At 65.2% G+C, this 15,477-nt stretch carries 14 protein-coding genes, 1 tRNA gene and 1 pseudogene; 3 read left to right on the top strand and 13 right to left on the bottom strand.

Annotated features, from left to right (window positions below):
* Positions 1-89: 89 nt before the first annotated feature.
* The 4 genes from WS96_RS13840 to WS96_RS13825 form a co-directional block, all read right to left on the bottom strand.
* Positions 90-446 carry a hypothetical protein gene (locus WS96_RS13840; RefSeq protein ID WP_027808916.1) on the bottom strand — a complete coding sequence of 119 codons (357 nt, stop codon included), beginning with the start codon at positions 444-446 and terminating at the stop codon, positions 90-92.
* Positions 447-681: 235 nt separating this feature from the next.
* Positions 682-1,347 carry a response regulator transcription factor gene (locus tag WS96_RS13835; protein ID WP_059833197.1) on the bottom strand — a complete coding sequence of 222 codons (666 nt, stop codon included), beginning with the start codon at positions 1,345-1,347 and terminating at the stop codon, positions 682-684.
* A gap of 18 nt (positions 1,348-1,365) precedes the next feature.
* Positions 1,366-2,757 carry a sensor histidine kinase gene (locus tag WS96_RS13830; RefSeq protein ID WP_059833195.1) on the bottom strand — a complete coding sequence of 464 codons (1,392 nt, stop codon included), beginning with the start codon at positions 2,755-2,757 and terminating at the stop codon, positions 1,366-1,368.
* A gap of 11 nt (positions 2,758-2,768) precedes the next feature.
* Entirely contained in the window at positions 2,769-3,443 is a 675-nt protein-coding gene (locus tag WS96_RS13825; RefSeq protein ID WP_034207704.1) for a response regulator transcription factor, read from the bottom strand.
* Positions 3,444-3,661: 218 nt separating this feature from the next.
* Between WS96_RS13825 and WS96_RS13820 the strand changes: the two genes are divergently transcribed.
* The gene (locus WS96_RS13820; protein WP_034207705.1) at positions 3,662-3,961 is read left to right on the top strand and encodes a DUF4148 domain-containing protein; all 300 of its coding nucleotides are present in this window, start codon (positions 3,662-3,664) and stop codon (positions 3,959-3,961) included.
* Positions 3,962-4,072: 111 nt separating this feature from the next.
* Here the strand turns inward: WS96_RS13820 and cyoD are convergent, their stop codons facing one another.
* From cyoD to WS96_RS13790, 5 genes are all read right to left on the bottom strand, one after another.
* Positions 4,073-4,405 (bottom strand): cytochrome o ubiquinol oxidase subunit IV, encoded by a 333-nt coding sequence (gene cyoD / locus WS96_RS13815; RefSeq protein WP_034207706.1) that lies wholly within the window; start codon positions 4,403-4,405, stop codon positions 4,073-4,075.
* On the bottom strand, positions 4,406-5,014 hold the full coding sequence (gene cyoC, locus WS96_RS13810; RefSeq protein ID WP_027784811.1) for a cytochrome o ubiquinol oxidase subunit III: 609 nt from the start codon (positions 5,012-5,014) through the stop codon (positions 4,406-4,408).
* On the bottom strand, positions 5,014-7,020 hold the full coding sequence (gene cyoB / locus WS96_RS13805; RefSeq protein WP_059833193.1) for a cytochrome o ubiquinol oxidase subunit I: 2,007 nt from the start codon (positions 7,018-7,020) through the stop codon (positions 5,014-5,016). The genes cyoC and cyoB overlap by 1 nt, the downstream gene beginning before the upstream one ends.
* A 3-nt stretch (positions 7,021-7,023) precedes the next feature.
* Positions 7,024-7,911, bottom strand: coding sequence for a ubiquinol oxidase subunit II (gene cyoA / locus WS96_RS13800; RefSeq protein ID WP_034207708.1), 888 nt, complete (start codon positions 7,909-7,911; stop codon positions 7,024-7,026).
* A gap of 278 nt (positions 7,912-8,189) precedes the next feature.
* Positions 8,190-9,719 (bottom strand): complex I subunit 4 family protein, encoded by a 1,530-nt coding sequence (locus WS96_RS13790; protein ID WP_059833191.1) that lies wholly within the window; start codon positions 9,717-9,719, stop codon positions 8,190-8,192.
* A gap of 908 nt (positions 9,720-10,627) precedes the next feature.
* Here WS96_RS13790 and WS96_RS13785 point away from each other — a divergent pair.
* Positions 10,628-11,029, top strand: coding sequence for a cupin domain-containing protein (locus WS96_RS13785; RefSeq protein ID WP_059833212.1), 402 nt, complete (start codon positions 10,628-10,630; stop codon positions 11,027-11,029).
* A gap of 128 nt (positions 11,030-11,157) precedes the next feature.
* Here WS96_RS13785 and WS96_RS13780 read toward each other — a convergent pair.
* Both WS96_RS13780 and WS96_RS13775 read right to left on the bottom strand, forming a co-directional pair.
* Positions 11,158-11,251: transfer RNA gene (locus WS96_RS13780), tRNA-Ser, on the bottom strand.
* Between the two features lie 110 nt (positions 11,252-11,361).
* Positions 11,362-12,615, bottom strand: a complete 1,254-nt coding sequence (locus tag WS96_RS13775) for an aspartate kinase (RefSeq protein ID WP_011549493.1) — start codon at positions 12,613-12,615, stop codon at positions 11,362-11,364.
* Here WS96_RS13775 and WS96_RS34965 point away from each other — a divergent pair.
* A pseudogene (locus tag WS96_RS34965) lies at positions 12,598-12,835 on the top strand (hypothetical protein); the annotation flags it as partial. The gene WS96_RS13775 and the pseudogene WS96_RS34965 sit on opposite strands and share 18 nt — an antisense overlap.
* Positions 12,836-12,957: 122 nt before the next feature.
* Here WS96_RS34965 and tilS read toward each other — a convergent pair.
* Both tilS and WS96_RS13765 read right to left on the bottom strand, forming a co-directional pair.
* Complete coding sequence (tilS, locus tag WS96_RS13770) at positions 12,958-14,379, bottom strand: tRNA lysidine(34) synthetase TilS (protein ID WP_059833189.1); 1,422 nt, start codon at positions 14,377-14,379, stop codon at positions 12,958-12,960.
* 46 nt (positions 14,380-14,425) lie between these two features.
* Positions 14,426-15,397, bottom strand: coding sequence for an acetyl-CoA carboxylase carboxyltransferase subunit alpha (locus WS96_RS13765; RefSeq protein WP_034207712.1), 972 nt, complete (start codon positions 15,395-15,397; stop codon positions 14,426-14,428).
* Between the last annotated feature and the right edge of the window lie 80 nt (positions 15,398-15,477).

Below are 15,477 nucleotides of genomic sequence, written 5' to 3'. Positions count from 1 at the left end.
TCCGTTGAGCCAAAAGAAAACCGCCACACGGGCGGTTTCCTCGCGAGCCACTGTCGCGCACGCGGCACGCATGCGCGACCGGCCGTCGATCAGCGCCAGCCGTTGTGGCGGCCGTGATCCCAGTGGCCGCGATCGCCGCCCCAGCCGCGCCCATGGTGGCGATACCACTCGTCGCGGCCCCAGTAGCGACGGCCGTCCCAGTAGCGGTCGCCGTGCCAACCGATCACGATCGCCGGCGCCGGCGCATACACGGGCGCCGGTGCATAGACAGGCGCCGGCTGATAGACGACCGGCGGAGGCGGCGGCGCATACACGGGCGCGGGCGCGACGTAGACCGGTGCCGGCACGCCGACGTTGATCCCGACATTGACTCCCGCCATTGCTGCGCCCGACACGAGCAAGGCCGTCATACCGGTCAGGAGCGAGGCAACACGCAAAGTCTTCATGGATTCCTCTTCTGGTTGTGTCATGTGTGATTCGACTATAGCGGCAAGCGCCGTCCCCGCATATTTCAAGTTTGTAAGAACTGATGCGCGGCATCGCAACGGAAAGCCCGCGCTAACGTCTTGTAACAATCGACGCCGATTTGCCCACCGCGCCCGCGCATACCGAGTCGCGGCTGTTTGGCAGCTTCGGCGGTCGTCAAGATCTTCTTCGAGCCGGGCGGCGATATCTCAGCCGTCATCCGCCCGTGTCGAACCGGAAGCCGAATCGCGCAACCGTTTCGATCCGCGCGGAAAACGCATGCGCGGCCAGCTTGCGCCGCAACCGCACGATCAGCGCATTGACCGTTTCGGGTTCGACGTCGGCATCGCCCCACGCGTAACGCAGCACGGCGTCGCGCCCGACCGGCCGCCCTGCTTCGCGCAGCAGGCATTCGACCACGCGAAATTCCCGTGCGCTGAGCGCGAGCTGCCGGCCACGCTCGTCGAGTGCGCGCGTCGCCGTGTCGAGCCGGATCGAGTCACGCATCGCGACGATGCCCGCGCGGCGCCACAGCGCGCGCAACCGCTCGTGCAATTCGACGAACGAACACGGATGGGCGAGGCATACGTCGCAGCCGGCCTCGAGCATTCGCGCACGCTGGGCGGACGTCGTGCCGGCGACGATCGCGGCAATCGTCGCGCTGCCGGCCGACGCGGCGAGCGACGGCAATCCGTCGAGAATCGCCGGCATGGCGGCACCGTCGGCCGCAACGATCACGATCGCGTCGAACCGCTCCTGCGTCGCCGCGAAACAGCCGTCGCGCCAGTCGCCGATGCGCTCGACGCCGTGCATGCTCTCGCGAAACGCCTTGTCGAGCCGCAACGCGTCCGGCGTCGGCGGCGCAATCAGCAGGATGCGCATCGATCGCCCCCGCCTGCGTCACGCGAGCGAACGCGGCCAGCATTCGACCGTGATCGCCGCACCGGCCGGCTGGGCATCGCCGATCCGCAACGCGAAACCGTGCACGCGCATCACCGCCGACACGATGCTCAACCCGAGCCCCGAGCCGTTCACATGGCGCGTGCGCTCGCCGCGATAGAAGCGTTCGAGCACCGCATTGCGCTCGCCGGGCGCAATGCCGGGCCCGGTGTCGTCGAACCGGACGAGCGGACCATGCGGCGTCGTCTGGAGCACGACGCGTACGCGGCCGCCCGGCGGCGTGAACTTGATCGCGTTGTCCGCGAGATTGCTGAACGCCTCGAACAGCAACGCACGATCGCCATGGATGCCGTCGACCGCGGCCGCATCGAGCTCGAACGACACGTCGACGGCCTCGGCCAGCGGCTCGTAAAGTTCGCACATGTCACGCAGCAAGGCCGCGACGTCGACCGCGGCAAAACCGCCGCGCCGGCTCAGCGTCCCGATCTCGGAGATGCGCAGCATCGCGCGAAAACGTTCGAGCAGGCGGTCGGTTTCGTCGCGCGCCGACGCCAGCAGCGCCGCCGACGCGGGATCGTGTGTGCAGAACGGCTGGTCGGCAAGCCGCGCCAGCATCGTATGCACGCGTGCGAGCGGCGTGCGCAGGTCGTGCGCGATCCCGTCGCAGGTATGCCGCACCTCGCCCATCAGCCGCTCGACTTCGTCGAGCATGTGATTCACGAGATGCGCGAGCAGATCGAGTTCGTCGTAGCGGCCGACCGGCAGCCGCTTGCCGAGATCGCCTTCGGCGATCTGTCGCGTGACGCGCCGGATCGCGGCGACGCGGCGCATCTGCCGCATGCCGAGCATGCTGCCGCCCGCGATGCCCGCGATCAGGATCATCACGCCGCCGATCACGAGCCCGCGGATCGCGACGTCGCGGATCTGGATGAAGTGCGACAGGTCGCGCGCAACGACCAGCGTCATCCCGTTGTCGCGGCGCACGGCCATCGCGCGCACGATCGGCGCCGCCTGGCCGTCGAGCAGCGCGAGCGTGCGGTCCAGCGTACGGCCGTGGCGATCCGTGCGCAGCGTGGGCGGCGTCGCGATGTCGCCGGCCACGCGGCGCCCGTTCGCATCGAACAGCCCGTAGAAATTCGTATGCATGTGCTCGTGCTCGAGCCGCCGATGGATCGCAAGCGGCAGCGCGGCATCGGGAATCGAATCGAAATAGATCAGTTGCCACGCGAGCACCTCGTCGGTATCGCGTGTCATCGTGTGCGTCGCGGCCACGCTGATCACGCCTGCGAGCAGCAGCAGCGACACCGAAAAGATCGCCGCGTACGCGCACAGCCAGCGAAACGTCGTCGTATGCCAGCGGCGCGTGAAGTTCGCCGCGCGGGCTGCGTCCATTCGCGCCTCCGTCAAGCGAGCATGTAGCCCGACCCGCGCACCGTCTGGATCATCGGGTCCGCGCCGGGCGGGTCGATCTTCTTGCGCAACCGGCCCATGTGGACGTCGATCAGATTGGTGCCGGGATCGAAGTGATAGCCCCACACGGCCTCGAACAGCATCGTGCGCGTGATCGTCTGGCCCGCGTTGCGCATCATGAATTCGAGCACGCGGAACTCGGTCGGCAGCAGCGGAATCTCGTCGGCGCCGCGGCGCGCGCAGCGCGAAATGAGGTCGAGCTCGAGCGCGCCGACCTTCAGCAGCGTCTGCTGCGGCACGCCCGATGCCTGCCGGCGGCGCAGCAGCACTTCGATGCGCGCGCTCAGTTCACCGGAATCGAACGGCTTCGTCAGGTAATCGTCGCCGCCCGCGCGCAACCCGCGGATGCGTTCGTCGACGTCGCCCAGCGCGCTCAGCATCAGCACCGGCGTATCGATGCCGACCGTGCGCATCGCGGTCAGGATCGCGAGTCCGTCCGCGCCCGGCAGCATCCGGTCGAGCGTGATCGCGTCGTACGATGCGCTCATCGCGCGCATCATGCCTTCGCGGCCGTTGTCGATCCAGTCGACCTCGAACCCGCGTGCGGTCAGTTCGCCGACGATTTCGTTCGCGGTCACCGCATCGTCCTCGACCGTCAGTACTCGCATGGTTGCCCTCGCCATCAACTTCAAGACGGGCGCGCACGATGCGCCCGCCACTATCGTAAGCGCTGCGATCGCCGTGCGGCGCCAGATGAAAATAGCTTCATCCTGCATCGCACCGCGCGCACATGAAACATGTTTCATCCGTGCGTCGGCCACCCTGCGACCGGGTGCGCCTACGCTGACCTCATGCGGCATCGGGCCGCGAAACCAGGAGCCATCGGATGAAACTGTCGACCACCGTCGCCTGCATGCTGCTCGCATGCGCCAGCACCGCCGCGTTCGCGGGGCCGCACCTCACGCCGCAGGAATGCACCGCGTACCCGTTCGTGCACACGGGTCGCGGAGTCACGCGTGCGGACCTCGTGCGCGAGCTGACCGAGCTCGAACAGGTCGGCTACGATCCCGCCCATGCGAGCCCGTACTACCCCGACGATCTCGACGGCGCGAAGCATCGGCTCGCCGCCGAGTACCGCGCCGACTGCACGCATGCGCTGACGGCCGACGCGGGCGCGCGACACTGACTGCACTGCCCGGCGCAACGCAACGGCCGGAAAAACAAAAAGGCGGCACGTGCGTGCCGCCTTCGCTTCGTGAATCCGCACGGATATCGACCCGCTGCGCCACGCTGCCGCTCAACGCGACATCATGTTCATGCTGACGTTGTGCATCACCCAAAGCGTGCCGACGATCAGGATCGCCGCGGTCAACACCGTATAGCTGAACGCCATCACGTTCCAGCGCTGGCCCGACGAGCCGTTCATGTGCAGGAAGTACACGAGGTGCACGACGATCTGCACGAACGCGAGCACGGCCAGCCCGACGAGCGACGCATGCGGCGACAGCACGCCGCCCATCACGAGGCCGAACGACGCGGCCGTGAGCAGCACCGACAGGATGAAACCGGCGACGTAGCCGCCGACGCTGCCGTGCCCTTCTTCGAGTTGAGACGAATGCGAATGGGCCATTTAGATCACGCTCGCGAGATAGACAAAGGAAAACACGCAGATCCACACGATGTCGAGGAAGTGCCAGAACAGGCTCAGGCACGTCAGGCGTCGCAGGTCGCGATCGGTCAGGTCGCCGCCGCGCAATACGATCTGCGCGGCCAGCACGATCATCCACAAGAGGCCGGCCGTCACGTGCAGCCCGTGCGTGCCGACCAGCGTGAAGAACGCCGACAGGAACGCGCTGCGCTGCGGGCCGGCGCCCTCCGCGATCAGGTGCGAGAACTCGCGCAGTTCCATCGCGAGAAACGCCGCGCCGAGCACGAATGTCACCGCGAGCCACGCGAGCAACGCGCCGCGCCGCTGCTTGTACGCCGCCAGCATCGCGAAACCGTACGTGATGCTCGACAACAGGAGTGCCGCGGTTTCGACCGCGACGCCCGGAATGTCGAACAGCTCTTTCGCGGTCTGCCCGCCCGCGTACTGGTGGCCGAGCACCGCGAACGTCGCGAACAGCGCCGCGAAAATCACGCAGTCGGTCATCAGGTACAGCCAGAAACCGAACACCGAATGCGACGGCGGATGGTCGTCGTGCTCGAGCAGGGTTGCGCTCAAGGTTTTCTGCAACATCAGTTGGCCTCCAGTTCCACGTCGTCGACGCGCGCAGCCGTGCGCTGCGTCGGCTGCTTGTCTTCGGTCTTGCGCACCGTCGACGCAGGGATGTAATAGCCGTCGTTATCGCGCGAGCTGTAGATCACGAGCGTCGCGACGATCCCGACGAGCCCGCCGATCGCCATCCACCAGATGTGCCACACCAGCGCGAAGCCGAGCACCAGGCTGAAGATCGCGATCACGAGGCCCGCACAGGTATTCGACGGCATGTGGATGTCGCGAATCGCCGCCGGGTTCGGCCGGCCTTCGCCGCGCGCCTTCATGTCCGCATACGCGTCGAGCGTGCGCACCTGCGGGATCACCGCGAAGTTGTAGTCGGCCGGCGGCGACGAGGTCGCCCACTCCAGCGTACGGCCGCCCCACGGGTCGCCCGTCGTGTCGCGGTACTCGGGCAGATGGCGGTTGCGGATGCTGACCACCAGTTGCAGCAGCTGGCACGCGATGCCGATCGCGATCAGCACGGCGCCGAATGCGGCAACCATCAGCCACGGATGCCACGCCGGATTGTCGTAGTGGTTCAGGCGGCGCGTCATGCCCATGAATCCAAGTACGTAGAGCGGCACGAACGCGACGTAGAAGCCGACCTGCCAGAACCAGAACGCGGCCTTGCCGAGCTTCTCGTTCAACTTGAAGCCGAACGCCTTCGGGAACCAGTAGTTGAAGCCCGCGAGATAGCCGAACAACACACCGCCGATGATCACGTTGTGGAAGTGCGCGATCAGGAACAGGCTGTTGTGCAGCACGAAGTCCGCGCCGGGAATCGCCATCATCACGCCAGTCATGCCGCCGAGCGTGAACGTGACCATGAAGCCGATCGTCCACAGCACCGGCGTCGTGAATTCGATCCGGCCGCGGTACATCGTGAACAGCCAGTTGAACACCTTCACGCCGGTCGGAATCGCGATGATCATCGTCATGATCCCGAAGAACGCATTCACGTTCGCGCCCGAACCCATCGTGAAGAAGTGATGCAGCCACACGAGGAACGACAGCACCATGATCGCGCAGGTCGCGTACACCATCGTCTTGTAGCCGAACAGCGGCTTCTTCGCGAACGTCGCGATGACTTCCGAGAAGATCCCGAACGCCGGCAGGATCAGGATGTAGACCTCCGGATGACCCCACGCCCAGATCAGGTTCAGGTACAGCATCGCGTTGCCGCCGGCGTCGTTCGTGAAGAAGTGCATGCCGAGGTAACGGTCGAGACCGAGCAGCGCGAGCGTCGCGGTCAGGATCGGGAACGACGCCATGATCAGCACGTTCGTGCAGAGGGCCGTCCACGTGAATACCGGCATCTTCATCAGCGTCATGCCGGGTGCGCGCATCTTGATGATCGTCACGAAGAAATTCACGCCGGTCAGCAGCGTGCCGACGCCGGAGATCTGCAGCGCCCACAGGTAATAGTCGACCCCTACCCCCGGACTGAACTGCAGCTCCGACAGCGGCGGGTATGCGAGCCAGCCCGTCTGCGCGAATTCGCCGATCACGAGCGACACGTTGATCAGGATCGCGCTGACCGCCGTCATCCAGAACGACAGCGAGTTGATGAACGGGAACGCGACGTCGCGCGCACCGATCTGCAGCGGCACGACCAGGTTCATCAGGCCGACCATGAACACCATCGCCATGAAGAAGATCATGATCACGCCATGCGCCGTGAAGATCTGGTCATAGTGGTGCGGCGGCAGGTAGCCGGGCGCGTTGTACGCGAGCGCGAGTTGCATGCGCATCATGATCGCGTCGGCGAAGCCGCGCAGCAGCATGATCAGCGCGACGATGATGTACATCACGCCGAGTCTCTTGTGGTCGACCGTGGTCAGCCATTCCGTCCACAGCCATTTCCACCGGCCGGTGATCGTCAGCGCGGCGAGAATGCCCAGCACGACCAGCCCCATGAAGGCGCCGGCCCCCATGATGATGGGCTGATCGAACGGGATCGCCGAAAGTGTGAGTTTGCCGAACATGCGTTACCCCTTCGTGCCGCAGGCGGCGTCCTTCAGGTCGAGGACGTGGCCATCGTTGTATTTCGCGATGATGTTGTGGAAGAGCCGCGGGTCGACCGACGAGAAGTAGCGCACCGGCGCCTTCTCGCTCGGCTGCGCGACGCCGCCGTACATCGTCGCGTCGAGCCGGTCCGGCGACGCCTTCACCTTCTGCACCCACGCGTCGAACTGCTCGCGCGGCTCGGCGAGCGTGCGGAACTTCATGTCGGAGAACCCGCGGCCGCTGAAGTTGGCGGACGTGCCCGCGTAGTTGCCGGGCTCGTCGGCGATCAGGTGCAGGCGCGTCTGCATGCCGGCCATCGCGTAGACCTGGCCGCCGAGCTGCGGGATGAAGAACGAATTCATCACCGAATCCGACGTGATGCGGAAGTTCACCGGCGTGCCGACCGGAATCGCGAGCTGGTTCACCGACGCGATGCCGAGTTCCGGATAGATGAACAGCCACTTCCAGTCGAGCGCGACCACCTCGACGTCGATCGGCTTCACCGCCGATTCGAGCGGCTTGTACGGATCGAGCTCGTGCGTGGTCTTCCACGTGAGCACGCCGAGAAACAGGATGATCAGCGTCGGCACCGTCCAGATCACGACCTCGATCGCGGTCGAGTGCGACCAGTTCGGCGCGTAGGTGGCGCTGCGATTGGACGCGCGATAACGCCACGCGAACCACAGCGTGAGCAGGATCACCGGCACGACGACGATCAGCATCGCCCACGTCGAGGTGGCGATCAGCGCCTTTTCGGCGGCGCCGACGCTCCCTTTCGGATTTAGTACATCTAAATTACAGCCTGACAGGCTCAACGCCGCGCCGCTCGACATCAGCGCCGTCCAGCCTCTTGAAACGCTTCTTTTCATCACACCGCCCGAGGGTCATTGAATCCGTTTGCGTATGCCCGATGCGCATTCGATTCACGAAATTGGCCGAATCATACGTCGCGCGGGTGCGATGAAAAACCGGTGCATGCGGCAAATCATCATTGCAAAATCTGCCGTGAGTCACATTGTCGCGGGGCAATTTCACGCAGCCGGGAGCGAGCCCGGCACGCGCCGTGCCTGGCCTCGATCGATGCGTGCGCAACGATGCGCGCCGCGCGATGCGGCCCGCTCGAGCGGCGCGGCTCGGTGCGCCGCGATCAGTCGTGCGTCGATGCCATGTACGACGGCAGCGCTTGCGCGGGGCCGTCCCCTGCCGGCACTTTCGAACGGCTCGCTTCCTGGATCAGCTTGCCGACGGTCGGATCGATCGCATCGGTGAAGGGCTTCGGATCGATGCCGACCGCCAGCACGATCAGCGCGAGCGACGCGAACATCACGATCTCGCGACGGTTCAGGTCGGCGAGCTTCGCGATCCGCTGGCTCGAGACCTTGCCGAACACCACGCGCTTGAGCATCCATAGCGTGTACGACGCGCTGAGGATCAGCGTGAGCGCCGCGATCGCGCCGATCCAGAAGTTGAAGCGGATCGCGCCCATGATCACCATGAACTCGCCGACGAACCCCGACGTGCCCGGCAGGCCGACGTTGGCCATCGCGAACAGCAGCGTGAAGGTCGCGAAACGCGGCATCACGCCCGCCACGCCGCCGTACGCGGCGATCTCGCGCTGCCGGGTGCGATCCACGAGCACGTTCACGCACAACAGCATCGCGCCCGCCACGAAGCCGTACGACACGAGCTGCACGATCGCGCCTTCGACGCCGATCCGGTTGAACAGGAACAGCCCGAGCGTGACGATCCCCATGTGCGCGACCGTCGAATACGCGAGCAGCTTGCCGAGATCGGTCTGCGCGAGCGCGATCAGGCTCGCGTAGACGATCGCGAACAACGACAGCGCGATCACCGCCGGCGCGAAGAAGTGGCTCGCATCGGGCGTGATCGGCAGCGCGAAGCGCAGGAATCCGTAACCGCCGAGCTTGAGCATCGCGAGCATCAGCGCGGCGCCGGTCGGACCGTCCGTGTACACGTCGCTCAGCCACGTGTGGACCGGCCACATCGGCACCTTGACCGCGAACGCGGCGAAGAAACCGAGGAACACCAGCAACTGCGGCGCGAAGCCGAGTTGCAACGTGCGCCACACGGCCATGTCGAACGTATGCGACTGCGCGTACAGGTACAGCATCGCCATCAACAGCAACAGCGAGCCGGCGAACGAGATGAAGAAGAACTTCACGGCCGCATACACGCGGCGCTCGCGCCCCCACGTGCCGATCAGCAGATACAGCGGGATCAGCGTCGCTTCGAAGAAGATGAAGAACAGCAGCCCGTCCTGCGCGACGAACACGCCGACCATCAGCCCCGACAGGATCAGGAACGACGCGTAGTACTGCGCGACGCGCACCGTGACCGATTCCCACGACGCCACCACCACCACGAGCGTCGTGAACGCGGTCAGCACGACGAGCCACAGCGACGCGCCGTCGATGCCGACCCGCCATCCGGCATTGAACGCCGCCAGCCAGTCGCGTCTTTCGACGAACTGCATCGTCGCCGAATGCGCGTCGAAGCCGGCAATCAGCGGGACGACGGCCGCGAGCCCGGCAATCGCGCCGACCAGCGCGATCAGTCGTATCCGGCGTGAATGCCGGTCGGAACCGGCGCGCAGCAACCCCGCGCCGAACAGTATCGGAACCCAGATGGCCAGGCTCAGGAAGGGGAAATCATGCATGTCAACAAAGCCTTGAGGAGGTCGCGCGTTGCATCGGGGACAGGCGCGACGAAAGGAACGAAATCGAATCGACAGGTAGATTTCGTGAATCGCCAATGTTGGCTAAATGTAAAGCGGCATCACTGGAAAACTTGATGTCGCTCAAACGCGATCGGGTTAACCAGCATAAGACGATTGATTATTTTCTGCAGCGCAGCAGAGTGTTATTTTTGGGAGTCGACGTAGTTCACTGATTTTTATGAGTAATTTTTCGTAGTGCGCGATCGGCTACGCCACGCATATCGACGCGCTGCCGCATTTTTGACGTCAATCGATCATTTCAAAGGGTTGGAACGACATGGCTGACGTTCCGCATTGCAGCGGTCGCTTCGCCTGCTCCGCCTTACACGAACACTTTCATTTTTATTTCGATTTATTTCGCGTAGCGCAAGCCGGGCAAAGCGTTGCCCTCGCCTGTCGGTTTCACGTGGCCCGCCGCTAACGCCGATATCTCGAGCAATTCCCTACGCGCAGGGTCATCGCACGTTAGTGATCGCGTGGTGCGGGAGTCGTCGACCATTGCATGCCGATAGACCCGGGTTAGCCGGACAAAGTCGCTCGCGGACGATTCCCGCTTCATATCCCTACGCTGCACCTGCTCCGTTCGCCCCAAAGATTTTCTTTCGGCGTGGACAAGATGTTCTCGATTGTCGACGGGCCGGACGGTAGGCATAGTTCCTCGCTCGCCGTGCAGATCGCAGCAAAGCCGGCTCGACCGGTGGCTTCGGTACGTTCGCTGCATTCCTTCGTTCCCCGACAGCGGTCGGGATCGTCGTTGCCGGCGAGCACACCTCGATCGATGGAGCGACCTCCGCATACCGGATTCTCCCGTCACGCGCCAACGGCGCATGCTAGTCAGAGACTGTCCCATGAAAATCTATCATTGCCTTCCTCTCATCTTGCTGACCCTGGCGAGCGCTCGACTCGCAGAAGCCGCCGATCGGGCACCCGCGGCCAAGGACACCGTCGTGTTGCAACGCGTTCCCGTCCCGGGATCGGATCACGAGATGGGCATGGGCATCGCCGAGTTTCCGCCGAACGCCTCGAAGCCGCGGCACAAGGCGACGGGGCCCGAGGTTGCATACGTGCTGTCCGGCGAGGTCACGGTGCAGGTCGACGGTCAATCCCCGCGAGTCGTTCACGCGGGCGAGAGTTACCGGATGCCGGCCGGTGTCGTCCACGTGACGACTGCCGGGCCGGCAGGGGCGAAGGTTCTTGCCACGTGGGCCTGGATACCCGGCAAGCCGTTCAACATCCGTGTGCCGGACTAGCAGGCGCCGATCGACGACGGCAAACATGTCCGTTGCGTCGAGGCGGGTTCGCGAAATTGGGCGAGCCTCAGGCAGAAAAAGAAAAAGCCCCGCAAGTCCGAGAACTTGCGGGGCTTTGTCACCGCTTTTGGCGGAGACGGAGGGATTCGAACCCTCGATCCAGGTTTTGGCCCAGATGCTCCCTTAGCAGGGGAGTGCCTTCGACCTCTCGGCCACGTCTCCCAAACTTTCGCTCGCACCAGGGAGGCAGTGCGACGAGAACGAGATAATAAAGGGTTTCGAACCGTACGTCAATTTCCGTGGTGCATTTTCTTCAATGCATCACGAAAAATTCACGATGCCTGGTCGAGTTCGAATACCTTGTGCAGCGCGCGGACGGCCAGCTCCATGTATTTCTCGTCGATCAGCACCGAAATCTTGATTTCGGACGTCGAGATCATCTGGATGTTGATGCCCTCTTCCGACAGCGTGCGGAACATCTTGCTCGCGACGCCCACGTGCGAACGCATGCCGACGCCGACGACCGACACCTTCGACACCTTCGGGTCGCCCTGCACGCGCTCGGCGCTCACATGGCCCTGCACCTGGTTGGTGAGGATGTCCATCGCCTTCTGGTAGTCGCCGCGGCCGACCGTGAACGTGAAGTCGGTCTTGCCTTCGACGCTCTGGTTCTGAATGATCATGTCGACGTCGACGTTCGCATCGGCCACCGGGCCGAGGATCTGATATGCGATACCCGGCTTGTCGGGCACGCCCATCACCGCAATGCGTGCTTCGTCGCGCTGGAACGCGATGCCGGAAATGACTGCCTTTTCCATGGTCTCGTCTTCTTCAAAAGTAATCAGGGTGCCCGAGCGCATTTCTTCGTCGAGCGCAATCAGCGGATCGGTCAGGCTCGACAGCACACGCGTCTTCACCTGGTATTTGCCGGCGAATTCGACCGAGCGGATCTGCAGGACCTTCGAGCCGAGGCTCGCCATTTCCAGCATCTCCTCGAACGTGACGCGATCGAGGCGGCGCGCCTCTTCGACGACACGCGGATCGGTCGTGTAGACGCCGTCGACGTCGGTATAGATCAGGCACTCTTCGGCACCCAGCGCGGCCGCCACCGCCACCGCCGACGTGTCCGAGCCGCCACGGCCGAGCGTCGTGATGTGACCGTCCGGGTCGACGCCCTGGAAGCCCGTGATGATCACGACCTTGCCCGCGTTCAGATCATCCTTCACGCGCTCGTCGTCGATCGAGTGAATGCGTGCTTTCGTAAATGCGCTGTCGGTCTTGATCGGCACTTGCCAGCCGGCATAGCTCACGGCCTCGACGCCGATTTCCTGCAGCGCGATCGACAGCAGGCCGACGCTGACCTGCTCGCCGGTCGACGCGATCATGTCGAGCTCACGCGGGCTCGGCTGGCTCGAAATCTCTTTCGCAAGACCGAGCAGACGGTTGGTTTCGCCGGACATCGCCGACGGCACGACCACCATCTGGTGCCCGGCCTGATGCCATTTTGCGACGCGTTTCGCGACGTTCTTGATGCGCTCGACCGAGCCCATCGAAGTGCCGCCGTATTTGTGTACGATGAGTGCCATTGTCGTTCTGAACTGGAGGAGAAACCGCACGGGCGCGCTGGGCAGGCCGCGGAGCCGTTCGGTCACGCGGCTTGTGGCTGTGGACGGACGACGAGGGGGACGGCTGGGACGCAACACGCAAGCGTGACGGATTTTGCCCGGAAGGCCGATCAGGCCGCGCAAACCGGGTACGTCACGCGGAAAACCTGCACAAAACGCTCAAAAATCGAGCCGAGCAAACGACCGAGCGTACCCGATAGAAGCCCGCTTGACAAGCCGCGCGCCGTGGCGACGGCCGTTCCGGCGCTGTTTACCAAATGGTGAAAAAGGGCCCGCCGTCGCGCCGCCGGCAGCCCGCCGCCGCTAAGCGATCAGCAGGTCCGGGCGCCATTCGATCCGGCGCCATGCGGGGGCGCCGGGCGCCGCGTCCTCGGGCACGTCGATGTCGCGATTGACACCCAGCCGCGGCACGTAGATCAGCCGGTCGCCCGCGAACAACAGCGGTACGTCGCGCTGCCACGCCGGCACGCCACGCTCCTGGAACAGGTTCTTCAGCGTCCGGCCCGGCCCGCCCGGCGACGTGCGCATCCGTTCGCCGCCGGCCCGGGCGCGCACCGCCAGTCGCGCGCCGCGCAGCAGCGCCTCCGGCACCGCGTCGGCACTGCCCGCGTCGGCCGGCGCGAACACGAACGTGCCGCGCCATCCCGGCAGGCGCCACACTTCCTGTCCGTCCCAGGCGAGCGCCGCCTCCGGTTGCGGCGTCCCCGTACCGTCGTCGGCCGGTTCGCTGCTGTCGCCCGCTTCCCAGTAGACGACATCGCGATAGAGCCGCAGGCACTGCCCCGCGTGATCGACGCGCAGCGCATGCGCGTCGCGCGCCGCGCGCAGTTGCCGCATCATGTTGGCCAGCCGGGCAGCCGACGCGCCCGGCAAACCGAGCCGGCGCATCCAGAAGCGCAGCAGGTTCGCGCCTCGCGTGTCGTCGAACGCGACCAGCGCATCGCGCGACAGCGCCTGACCGTCGTCGCGCGCGGCGACGGCGAAATCCAGCTCGGCCAGATCGTCGAGCAGCCGCTGGGCGGCCGCCGCATGCTGGGCCGCGCGACCGAGCGCGTCGCGAAAGCCCGGGAAATGCACGGCCAGCGCCGGCAGCACGTCGATGCGCAGCGCATTGCGCGCATAGCGCGTATCGCCGTTCGATTCGTCGTCGATCCACGCGAGCGCGTGCTGCTCCGCATAGCGCTCGAGTTGTGCGCGCAACAGTCGCAGCAATGGACGCACACGCTCGATGCGCGTGCCGTCGGGGCGATAACGCGGCGCCATCGCGGCAAGCCCCGCGATTCCCGCCCCGCGCAACAGTTGCAGCAGCACCGTTTCCGCCTGGTCGTCCGCATGTTGCGCGAGCCACAACGCCGCCACGCCGTGGCGCTCGCCCATCTCGTCGAGCGCCGCGTAGCGACGCTCGCGTGCAGTCGCCTCGAGACCGAGCCCGCTGTCGCGCGGCACGTCGACGCGCATCGATTCGAATGCGACACCGCGCCGCGCCGCCTCCGCTTCGGCATGCGCGACCCACGCATCGGCGTTCGCGCTCAGGCCGTGATGCACGTGCAGCGCGACACAGCGCGATGCGCCCGCGACGCGCACGGCCGCATCGAGCAGCACCGTCGAATCGAGGCCGCCGCTGTAGGCGATCGCGATGCGCGCATCCGGCGGCAGGCCGGAAAGCGCAACGCCGACCGCGTCGAATACGACACGGTCGGCGGAGAATTCGTTGGGCGGGATCACGAGCGGGACGCGCGCGCAGCGGCGCGCGAATCGAATACGCAGCCGGTCATGCGCCGGGCGTGGTTTCCTTGAACTTGCCGTAGGCCATCAGGCGCTCGAAGCGACGCTCGCGCAGCGCATCGATGCTCATGCCCTGGAATTGGCGCAGCGAATCGGCCAGCGCACGGCGCAGCAGCGCGGCCATGCCCTTCGGATCGCGATGCGCGCCGCCGAGCGGCTCGTTGACGATCTTGTCGATCAGGCCGAGCGCCTTCAGGCGGTGCGCGGTCAGGCCCAGCGCTTCCGCCGCTTCCGGCGCCTTCGCGGCGCTCTTCCACAGGATCGACGCGCAGCCTTCCGGCGAGATCACCGAGTAGGTCGAGAACTGCAGCATCATCACGGTATCGGCCACCGCGATCGCGAGCGCGCCGCCCGAGCCGCCCTCGCCGATCACCGTCGTGATGATCGGCGTCTTCAGCTCGGCCATCACGTACAGGTTGCGGCCGATCGCCTCCGACTGGCCGCGCTCTTCCGCGCCGATGCCCGGGTACGCGCCCGGCGTGTCGACGAACGTGAAGATCGGCAGCCCGAACTTCTCGGCCAGACGCATCAGGCGTTCGGCCTTGCGATAGCCTTCCGGGCGCGGCATCCCGAAGTTGCGCGCGGCGCGCTCCTTCGTGTCGCGGCCCTTCTGGTGACCGATCACCATGCACGGATGACCGCCGAAGCGTGCGAGACCGCCGACGATCGACAGGTCGTCCGCGAACGCGCGGTCGCCATGCAGCTCGTGAAAATCGGTAAACAGCTCCGCAACGTAATCGAGCGTGTACGGACGCTGCGGATGCCGCGCGATCTGCGAAACCTGCCACGGCGACAGGTTCGCGTAGAGGTCTTTCGTCAGTTGCTGGCTTTTCTTCGACAGCCGCTCGATTTCTTCCGAAATATCGACAGCCGAGTCGTCCTGCACGAATCGCAGCTCTTCGATCTTGGCCTCGAGTTCGGCGATCGGCTGTTCGAAATCCAGAAACGTGGTCTTCATGTGTTCGAATCCTTGGGTCTTGCGGCAGCGCGTATTCTACCCGCGCGGGCGACGCTCAAAACCGGCTCTCAACTATTGAT

The sequence above is a fragment of the Burkholderia sp. MSMB1835 genome (assembly GCF_001526365.1).
Classification (GTDB): Bacteria; Pseudomonadota; Gammaproteobacteria; order Burkholderiales; family Burkholderiaceae; genus Burkholderia.
The sequence above is the reverse complement of the archived record's forward strand: the minus strand, read 5'-3'. Positions and strand labels throughout refer to the sequence as shown.